The sequence below is a fragment of the Gemmatimonas sp. genome (genome assembly GCF_044345575.1).
Lineage (GTDB): Bacteria > Gemmatimonadota > Gemmatimonadetes > Gemmatimonadales > Gemmatimonadaceae > Gemmatimonas.
In genome coordinates, this window is sequence record NZ_JBIJAW010000103.1 from 1 (window position 1) to 9987 (window position 9987).

The window sequence follows — 9987 nt, forward strand, 5'->3', positions numbered from 1 at the left end:
GCGTCACGCGTGGTGCCATCGAAATCCGTATGGTTGTGTCTTTCTGACGCCACACCCACCCAAAACCCTTTACCCACAACCCTCCACCCTGAACGGGCGTGCGGTCAGTCGCACACGCCCGCCCCCACCCACGCCCGCCCCCACCCACGCCCGCCCCCACACACGCACCGTGTGCGACTGACGGCTGCCCCGTTCAGGGTTCAACGTCGTGGGTTGAGGGTTCTGGGTGGGTGTTACACCCACACACGACCCGCAACACACGACCCTCGACCCTGAACGGGGCAGCTGTCAGTCGCCCGCGGTGCCTTGCGGCAGCGCCTTCGCCCACCGCGCCGTAGAATCCGGTGTCTCCCTTACCGGCCCTCCCATGCGCAAAGCCCTCGCTCTCTCCCTCGCTGTCGTCGCCTGCGCACAGCCCGCGACGTCCCCTCGCCCCTCCTCCGCGCCCCGCGTGGGCCCGGAGAAAGGCTCGGTCCTTGTCGTCGGCGGCGGCCAGCAGGGGCCGGAGATCTTCGCGAAGTTCATCGAACTCGCGGGCGGTCCGGATGCGCTCATCGTGGAAGTCCCCACGGCGGGTGGCGACAGCATCGACCTCGCCACCGTGGGGCGCGGGCTGCGCGCGGCGGGGGCGAAGAACGTCGTGGTGTACCACACCACCAGCAAGGCGATCGCCGATGCCGATACGTTCGTGGCGAAGATCGCTAACGCCCGCGGTGTGTGGTTCGGCGGCGGGCGGCATTACCGGCTCGTGAACTCGTATGCGGGGACCAAGAGCCAGCGGGCGTTCGAGGCCGTGCTCGCGCGCGGTGGTGTGGTGGGCGGGTCATCGGCCGGGGCGAGTATTCTCGCGAGTTATCTCATTCGCGGGGCCCCGTCGAACGACAACCGCATGATGAATCACCCGCAGTACCTCACGGGCTTCGGGTATCTGCGCAACACCGCCATCGACCAGCATGTGGTGGCGCGCGAGCGCCTGCCCGATCTGTACGACTCGCTCACGATCCGTCGGCGCGATCTCCTGGCCATTTCCGAAGACGAAGGGACGGCGTGGGTGGTGCGCGGTGACACGGCCGAACTGATCGGCCGCGGCAAGGGGTTCGTATACAACGCGCGCGAACTCACCGATGCGGGGCGGCCGTTCGTCACGCTGCTCCCCGGCGACCGCTTCGACCTCGGCGCGCGTCGCGTGCTCTCGCGCGCCGCGTCGGCGTCTCGACTCGACGCCGCGTTCCTCGATGAACTCTTCGGCGCCTACGCGAACGGCACGCGGGGGCCGCTGTCGGTCATGGTCGCCCGCAATGGCCGCGTGCTGCTCAACCGCGCGTACGGCATTCCCGTGCAGCCGCGCTTCACGCCGGAAACGGCCGTCCCGCTCTTCGCGCTCGGCAAGCTGGGGGGCGTGCTGAGCGCGTCGTTCGCCCCCGACAGCACCGGGCGGCTCACCACGGCCTCGGTGCGCCGCGCGCAGGGGATCGGCGGCATGCAGCGGGCGCGCTACGACACCGTGAGTGGGCAGTGGACCGCCAACGTCGACGATCTGTATCGCTTCGAACTTGGCCGGTTCCCCGTGCGCCCGGGCGCCCGCGATACGGTGGCACCGCCGGCCGTGTTTACGGTGGACACCTCGCTTGGTCGGGTGCGGCACGCGGTGTACGGGACTGATGACGGGATGCGGTCGGCGTGGGTGCGTTTTCCGTCGGAGCGCGTGGTGATTCTGCTCCTCTCCAACGACGCGACGGCTGACGCAGAGGCGCTCACGCAGCGACTGAGCGAGCGGCTGCTGATGTCGCGCCCCTGATGCACGGCCGAGAGACCAACGATGCATCGCGCCCCCGACGTCAACGGACGTGGGGGGCGTCGTGCTTCACGCCGAGCGTAATGCCACCGGCTCCATCTTTGGCGCCAGCAGATGGATGATGAGCAACGCCGTGACATACGCTGAACCACAAATCAGAAATACCGGCACGTAGTTGCTGCCCGTCGCCTCGAGGATGCGCCCCGTGAGGCGCTGGAACAGCACGCCCCCAGCGGCGCCGGCGAAGCCCCCGAGTCCCACCACCGAGCCGATGGCGTGCCGCGGGAACATGTCGCTGGCCGTCGTGAAGAGATTGGCCGACCACCACTGATGCGCGGCCGCCGCGACACTCACGAGCGACACGGCCACCCAGAGCGTGGGCGCGAGCGGCGCCGCGGCCGTGGGCACGATGAGCAGCGCAGCGATGAGTAGCGCGCTCTTGCGTGCCTTCGCCACGGGCCAGCCACGCTTGATGAGGAAACCCGACAACCAACCACCGCCCACCGATCCCACGTCAGCAACGAGATAGATCACGATGATCGGCAACGCGAGTTTTCCCAGCTTGATCCCGTAACGCGCGTCGAGGAACTTGGGCAACCAGAAGAGATAGAACCACCATACACCGTCGGTCATGAACTTCCCCACGAGGAAGGTCCACGTCTGCCGATAGCGCAGCAGTTCGAGCCAACCGACCCGCTTCGAAGGCTCCGCTTCGGTTTCCTGTCCGTCACGGATGTACGCCAGCTCCTTGGCCGACACGTGCGGATGCTCGTGGGGGCGCCGATACATCGGCCACCAGAAGAGCAGCCACACGAAACCGAACGATCCGGTGATTACGAACGCTTCACGCCATCCCCACGTGAGCGTGATCCACGGTACGAGAATCGCCGTGATGATCGCTGCGACGTTCGAGCCGGAATTGAAGATGCCGGTACTGAAGGCACGTTCGTGTCGCGGAAACCACTCGGCCGTCGCCTTGATGGCCGCCGGAAAGTTGCCGGCCTCGCCAAGTCCAAGCACGAAACGCGCAAGCGCGAAGCCGAATACGCTCTGCACCATACCGTGTGCGGCGGCCGCGATACTCCACACGACCACGGCTGCGGCAAAGCCCAGCCGCACGCCAACGCGGTCGATGAATCGCCCGACAAAGAGAAAGCCGATTGCGTATGCCGCCGTCCAGTATGACGTGATGTCGGCGTACTGCGTTTCACTCCATCCGAACTCGGCCTGCAGGGTCGGACCGAGAATGCCCGTGATCTGCCGATCGATGTAATTGATGGTGGTGGCGAAGAACAGCAGTGCGCACATGGTCCAACGATAGCGCCCGATCTTTTCCATCGAACTCACCGGAAGGAAGAGAGGAACTGCGTGATATCGCGATGCGTAACGCGGTTCACGTCACCGGGTATGGTGAGCTTGAGCGCGCTGGCGGCGGTGGCGAAGTGCAGGGCCTCCTCGGCCATGGCTCCCTGCTGGAACTGGTGGAGCAAGGCCGCGACGAAGCTGTCCCCGCCCCCCACGCGATCCACCACGCCCATGCGATAACGGTGTGCACTCCACATGCGATCCGCGAGCGCATCGAGTAGGTGCGCCTGCCACGCATGTTCACTCGCGCTGAGAATCTCGCGCTGAGTGACCGCGACGCGCGCGCACCCGAACTGTTCGTGTACGGCACGCGCCGTAACCTCCACCGCATCGCGCGGCTCGGGCCAGTCACCTGCCGTGGCGATGCCCAGCATCACCTCGATGGCGCCCGGATTGGCGACCAGCAACGCGGCGCGTGCCGCGAGCGGCTGCATGAGCGGACGTGGATCACGGCCCGCCCAGAGTGCCGGGCGATGGTTCAGATCGAGACTCACCGGGACACCGAGCGCATGGGCCGCGTCGACGGCGTGGCGAACACCCCGATACGCGCCGTCGCCGAGTGCCGCCGATACTCCGGATACGTGGAGCCAGGCGGCACCGGTGAGAATGCTCATCCAATCGAACTCGTCGCCGCGTTGGCTGGCGAACGCCGACCCCGCGCGATCGTAGGTCACCGCCAACGGCCGCTGACCGGCACCGGGATCGAGAAAGTAGAGACCCTGACGTCCGAGGCCGCGTTGCGCATGTGACATATCCACGCCGTCGCCCTGCAAAGCACGAACGCTCGCTTCTCCCAGGGTGTTATCGGGATAGAGCGTCACGTGCGCGGAGCGTCCGCCCAGCCACGCCAGGCCGGCGGCGACATTCGCCTCGGCGCCACCCCACTGCGTGCGCAACTGCGGCGACTGAAAGAACCGTTCGGCCGAAGGCGGAGAGAGTCGTAACAGGACTTCGCCGAAGGTGATGATGGGCGCGCCGCTCACGGGCTGACTCATGGACGCACTCCGATACGGGCGCGCGCCTGAGCCACCTGCACCATCACGGTCTGTGCGCGGGACGTGAGCGTACTCCAGTCACGATTCGCAACGGTCTTCGTATCGACAAGTGCGCTACCAAGGCCGACGGCGACGGCGCCCGCCGCAAGCCAGGTGGCCACGTTGTCGGGAGTGACACCGCCGGTCGGCATGAGTTCGAGAAAGGGCATGGGGGCGAGCACGCCCTTGATGAACGCCGGACCGAGGGTGTCGGCCGGAAAGACCTTTACGAGATCCGCGCCCGCCGTGTGGGCGTGCATGATCTCTGTCGGCGTGTAGGCGCCAGGGAGAGCGGCGACATTGTGCGCGTGCGCCACGTCCAGCACGGCGGCATTGTACACAGGGCTCACCACGTAGCGGGCGCCCGCTTCGATCGCCTGCGTGGCCTGCTCGGACGTGAGCACGGAACCGGCCCCGACGAGCAACGCGTCGTTGCGACGCAGGAGCCCGATAAGTTCCAGGGCCCCGGGCGTGGTAAGGGTGACCTCGATGGCGGTGATGCCACCCGCATGGAGCGCGGCAATGGCATCCAGCGCCTGCGCCACCGAAGGCAGCCGCACCACGGCCACGGCCGCGCGTTCAATGAGCGCATCGACCACCGCACGACGCGGCGATGCGCCAGTCGCCGCGTGCGTCCCTGTACGGACGTCCGTCATGATACCCCTCCTGTAGTCGAGGCCCGATCGAAGCGATATGTGCGCCGAGCAAGGTCGTAGGCAAGCGCACGCGCCATGCGGCGTGCGTCGTCGAGATCGATCTGGTGACGAGCGACCAGTCCCGCGAGATAGTTCGCATCCATGCGCCGTGCGAGGTCGTGCCGCGCGGGAATGGAGCAGAAGGCACGCGTGTCGTCGATGAAGCCCGTCGTGTTCCAGATGCCCGCGGTTTCGGTGACCTGCGTCCGGAAGCGCTTCATGCCCTCGAGACTATCATGGAACCACCAGGGCGGACCAAGCCGAAGCGCGGGATAGTGGCCGGCTAGCGGAGCCAGTTCGCGCGCGTAGGTGCTCTCGTCGAGCGTGAACAGCACCAGCGTGAACGCGGGGTGCGCGCCGTACGTGTTGAGAAGCGCCTGCAGGTTCCGGGTGTACTCGGTGGCCACAGGAATGTCGGCGCCCTTGTCGGGCCCGAAGCGTTCCAAGACGCGCGGGTGATGATCGCGCAGGGCGCCCGGATGCAGCTGCATGACGAGGCCATCTTCCGTGCTGAGACGCGCCATTTCCATGAGCATGTGCGCCTCGAAACGTTTCTGATCGGGGTCGCTGGCCGTTCCGTCGAGCGCGCGCGCGAACAGCTGTTCCGCCTCGTCCACGCTGGCATGCCGGGTGAGCGGTTCCACCACCGCATGATCGGTGGCGGTGGCGCCAAGCGAGGCGAAGAAGCGCCGACGGCCGGCGAGTACCTCCAGGAAGTCGGCGAACGAGCCGATGCGGGAACCGGTCACCGCCTCCAACTGGGTTAGCGCCTGGCGCCAGTCCGGTTGCCCGATGCGGAACACAGAATCCGGGCGGAACGTGGGGACCACACGCCCGCCCCATCCGTCGGCGCGCAACGTGGCGTGATGCTCGAGCGTGTCACTCGCGGCATCGGTCGTGGCGAGCACCTCGATGTTGAAGCGCTCGAACAGCGCCCGCGGTCGGTACTCGGGTGACGCGAGTCGCTCCGCGATCTGATCGTAAATGCGTTGCGCCGAATTGCCGGACAGCTTGACCCGCACGCCGAACAGTTCGTGCAGTTCATGGTCGAGCCAGATTCCCGTGGGCGTGCCGCGGAAGAGGTAATAGTGGTCGGCGAAGCGCTGCCAGGCGGCCCGCGGATCGGTCTCGGTCGGGGTGCCATCGCGCGTGGGCACGCCGAGCGACTCCATGCTCACCCCCTGCGAGTACAGCAGGCGGAAGATGTAGTGATCGGGGGTAAGCAGCAGTGCCGTCGGCTCTGGGAATGGCGCGTTCGAAGCGAGCATCTCGGGATCCACGTGCCCGTGCGGCGAGATGATCGGCAGCGGGCTCGTCTCCTCGAACAATGCGGCCGCCACTCGGCGCACGGACGGCTCGACATCGAAGAACCGGTCCGGATGCAGCACGAGCGGCTCGACGCCGGGCGATGCATGGACGGCGGGTGCGGACGTGCTCCCGGCAGAATCGGAGTGGCTCACGGGCAGGATCGAGCGGGTGGGCTTAATTTGTTCGTACTCCGAACAAAATCAAACCGGACGCTACGGTACCGCCAGACGAAAAGCAATACACGGCGGCGCCACTGCTCATCCCGGCGCATCCTTCGAGATTCCGCACATGCGAAAGATCGATACCCGTCAGTTCGTGCGGGCGACCCGCTCCACCTCGCGGGACATCAACCGCCAGATCGTGCTCAATCTGGTTCGCGAGCACCAACCGGTCTCGCGGGCGGATCTGGCGCGCCGTATGCAGATCGGCCGTGGGATGGTGACGGCTCTGGTGGACGAGCTCCTTGCCGAAGCCGCGATCTTCGAAGGCGACGCGGCAGAGGCGCCGCGCGGGCGCCGCCCGAAGATGCTGTATGTGCGCACGCGTGATCGGTTCGTGATCGGCGTGGATGTGCGGTTCAGTCGCACGTTCCTCATGCTGTCCGATTTCAGCGGTGTGCCCCTGTTTCGCCTGTCGTACGACACGGTCACCGACCCCACGACCTTCGTGGTGGGGCTCGCAGAGCATGTGCGCGCTCTGCTGGCGCAGGTCCCCGATACGGTCCGCTGTGAGGGGATCGGGCTCGTCGTACCCGGCATGATCGATCAGGAGACGGGCCGCGTCCTCTTCGCGCCGCAACTTGGATGGCGGGACGTGGCGCTGCGTGAGCCGCTCGCCCTTGCGACGGGGCTGCCCGTGTCGATCGAGAACGCGTCCATCGCGTGCGCGCTCGCGACGATGTGGCTGGGCACACGCGGCCATGAGTCCCCGGCCGACTTCGTCTACGTGACCGTCTCCGATGGCGTGGGCGCTGGCATCGTCGTGAATGGAGAAGTCGTCCGGGGAGCGAGCCACTCGGCCGGTGAGTTCGGCCACATTCCGCTCTCCCTCGAGGGCCCTCGCTGTCTGTGCGGGTCGCAGGGCTGCCTCGAGGCCTATACCTCCAACCTCGCGACGATTTCGCGCTATCTGGGTCGGCCGCTCAGCGCCGACGGCACCCGGCAGGACCTGCGCGACAGCGGACTCACGATCGAGGAGCTCGTGGCACGCGCGCACGTCGGCGACCGGCAGGCCCGCGCCTCCCTCGAAGAGACCGCGCGCTATCTGGGTGCCGGATTGGCGGCGGTGGTGAATGCCCTGAACCCCGCGCAGATCGTGCTCGGCGGGGAGATCGTGGCCGCGTGGAGCGACATCGAGCCGGTGCTGCGCGCCGCGTTTACGACACGGGTGCTCACCGCACAAAGTGCCTCCACCATCATCGTACCCGACCTGACCGCCGCACCGCGCCTCCGGGGCGCCGCCGCCCTCGTGGCCGCGCCCATTTACGCCGCACCACGTCTCGCGTAGCGACATCATCACGGCCAGACGCTGGCGTAATCCTCTGCAGCGGGAATCTTTGTGCGCATCATGCGATCCTACGCTCCTGCTGCCGGAACGGCGTTACTTGCCGCGCTCTGTACGGTCAGTTTCCCCCTCGTCGCCCAGTCGACCACCCCGTCCATGTTCACCGTGCCGGCGTGGGCCTTCCCCCTCGTGAATCCGTCCGGCCCCGTGCCGCCGCCGGACAGCGTGGAGCTGGTGCGCATCCCCAACTCCACGCGTGCCTTCACGCGCAAGCAGGTGGGGAACGGGTTCGACAGCGTCGACTGGTTTCCGGAGCAGCACCCTCGCATGCCGGCGCCGGTGCAGTACGGCGTGCGCCCCGACGGCCGCGCGTGTGCGCTGTGCCATCTCCCCGATGGGCAGGGGCGCCCCGAGAACGGCACCCTCGCAGGCCTTCCGGTGGAGTACATCGTCCGCCAGATGCGTGCGTTCCGCGACGAGACCCGCGTGAGCGCCGCCCCAGGCAGCCCCACGGGGTCCATGCATCGGGTGGCCAAGGGCTTCACGAACGACGACGACATCCGTCTTGCTGCGCAGTACTACAGTCGTCTGCGGCTCACGCGGCGCAACGTGATCCGCGAAGTGCGCGACGTGCCGAAGACCACCATTGCCGGTATGCTGTACGCGTACAACGGTGACGGCACCGAGCCCATCGCGGGTCGCCTCATCGAGGTGCCGGAAACGCTGGAGCGCCACGAGCTCAAGGATCCGTGGGTGCCGTACATCACGTATGTCCCCGTAGGCAGCGTGGCGCGCGGACGTACGCTCGCGACGCGCGGCCCGGCCGGTGCGGCTACTGCCTGCGCCACCTGTCATGGCCCCACACTGCTCGGCGTGGGCGAGGTACCGGCAATCGCCGGCCGGTCGCCCACCAACATGCTGCGGCAGCTCATCAACTTCCGTACGCGCGCGCGGCACGACAGCACGGCCGCTCCCATGTACGCCGTCTCTGATGTCCTCTCGCTCAACGACATGGTCGCGCTGGCCGCGTACATCGGCAGCCTCCCACCGTCGGCTCCTTCGCGCCGAGCGGCGCGCCGGTAACTCTCAGTAATCCTCAGTAACCCCCAGCATCTCTCGCCATGCCCTTTCATCGTTGCTGGATCCTGGCCGGCTTGTCGATGGTCGCGACCGAGCTTTCGGCGCAGCGCGCCACCACGACCACCAAGCCGTTCACCGTGGTGGAGACGAGCATTGCCGACCTGCAGGCCGCCCTCGCTGCGAAGCGCGTGACGTCGCGGCAGCTCGTCGAACAGTATCTCGTGCGCATCGCCACCTACGACCAGAAGCTGCGCGCCAGCATCACGGTGAATCCACGCGCCCTCGCTGAAGCCGACGCGCTCGATCGTGAACGCGCGGCTGGTAGGGTGCGCGGGCCGTTGCACGGCATTCCAGTGGCGCTCAAGGACAACATCCTCACGAAGGACCTGCGTACCACCGGCGGGGCGTTGGCGTTCAACGATCTCGTGCCGCCGTACGACGCGACGCTCACCACCAACCTGCGTACCGCGGGCGCGATCATCATTGCCAAGGCGCAGCTCACGGAACTCGCCAACTGGGTGGCCAGTGGCATGCCGGGCAACTACAACGCGGTGAACGGGCAGGGGCTCAATCCGTGGGACCCGCGCACCGACCCGCGCCCCGGCTTCGACGACGGACGCTCGGTCATGCAGACCGGGGGGTCGTCGAGCGGCATCGGCACCAACGTGTCGTTCTGGGCCGGTAACGTGGGCACCGAAACGTCGGGCTCCATTCTCTCGCCGGCGCACGCCAACATGCTGGTGGGCATCAAGCCCACGGTGGGGCGCATCAGCCGCTACGGCGTGATTCCCATCACGGCCGACCAGGATACCCCGGGCCCCATGACGCGCACCGTGTCGGATGCGGCGATCATGCTGGGCGCCATGGAAGGCGCCGCGCCCGATCCCAATGACGCCGCCACCAAGGTGTGCACACCGCCGGCCAATCGTGATTACACGAAGTTCCTCGACGCCGCCGCGCTCAAGGGCGCGCGCATCGGCATCCCGCGCGCCTTCTTCTACGACAGCGTGGTGTCGGGTGGCAGCACGCGCCCGCGTGGCGGCCTCACGCCGGCGCAGCGCACCATGATGAGCGAAGTGATCGAGGTGCTGCGCGCGCAGGGCGCGACCATCGTGGACCCGGTGGTGATTCCCAGCATCGTGGCGCCCAAGGCCGACGACAACCTCATCGACTGGAACCCGTGCAGTGGCCTCGACAACGCGCGCGG

At 67.3% G+C, this 9987-nt stretch carries 8 protein-coding genes; 4 read left to right on the forward strand and 4 right to left on the reverse strand.

The window, feature by feature from the left end; genetic code table 11:
• Positions 1-367: 367 nt before the first annotated feature.
• A complete protein-coding gene (locus tag ACIQ6O_RS08125; RefSeq protein ID WP_396207279.1) occupies positions 368-1798 on the forward strand; it encodes a cyanophycinase in 1431 nt (476 codons plus the stop codon).
• A gap of 66 nt (positions 1799-1864) precedes the next feature.
• On the opposite strand, the gene ACIQ6O_RS08130 is transcribed toward ACIQ6O_RS08125, so the two are convergent.
• Genes ACIQ6O_RS08130 through uxaC form a run of 4 tightly spaced genes read right to left on the reverse strand, consistent with a single transcriptional unit; the run spans position 1865 to position 6277 of the window.
• A complete protein-coding gene (locus ACIQ6O_RS08130; RefSeq protein ID WP_396207285.1) occupies positions 1865-3133 on the reverse strand; it encodes an MFS transporter in 1269 nt (422 codons plus the stop codon).
• 5 nt (positions 3134-3138) lie between these two features.
• A complete protein-coding gene (locus ACIQ6O_RS08135; RefSeq protein WP_396207280.1) occupies positions 3139-4155 on the reverse strand; it encodes a PfkB family carbohydrate kinase in 1017 nt (338 codons plus the stop codon).
• On the reverse strand, positions 4152-4850 hold the full coding sequence (locus ACIQ6O_RS08140) for a bifunctional 4-hydroxy-2-oxoglutarate aldolase/2-dehydro-3-deoxy-phosphogluconate aldolase (protein WP_396207281.1): 699 nt from the start codon (positions 4848-4850) through the stop codon (positions 4152-4154). Before ACIQ6O_RS08140 ends, ACIQ6O_RS08135 begins: the two co-directional genes overlap by 4 nt.
• A complete protein-coding gene (gene uxaC, locus ACIQ6O_RS08145) occupies positions 4847-6277 on the reverse strand; it encodes a glucuronate isomerase (protein ID WP_396207286.1) in 1431 nt (476 codons plus the stop codon). The genes ACIQ6O_RS08140 and uxaC overlap by 4 nt, the downstream gene beginning before the upstream one ends.
• 208 nt (positions 6278-6485) lie before the next feature.
• Here uxaC and ACIQ6O_RS08150 point away from each other — a divergent pair, with 208 nt between their 5' ends.
• The 3 genes from ACIQ6O_RS08150 to ACIQ6O_RS08160 form a co-directional block, all read left to right on the forward strand.
• Positions 6486-7703, forward strand: a complete 1218-nt coding sequence (locus ACIQ6O_RS08150; RefSeq protein WP_396207282.1) for an ROK family protein — start codon at positions 6486-6488, stop codon at positions 7701-7703.
• A 60-nt stretch (positions 7704-7763) separates the two neighbouring features.
• A complete protein-coding gene (locus tag ACIQ6O_RS08155) occupies positions 7764-8783 on the forward strand; it encodes a c-type cytochrome (protein ID WP_396207283.1) in 1020 nt (339 codons plus the stop codon).
• Positions 8784-8821: 38 nt separating this feature from the next.
• The coding region (locus tag ACIQ6O_RS08160) for an amidase family protein (RefSeq protein ID WP_396207284.1) at positions 8822-9987 on the forward strand (1166 nt) is incomplete at its 3' end.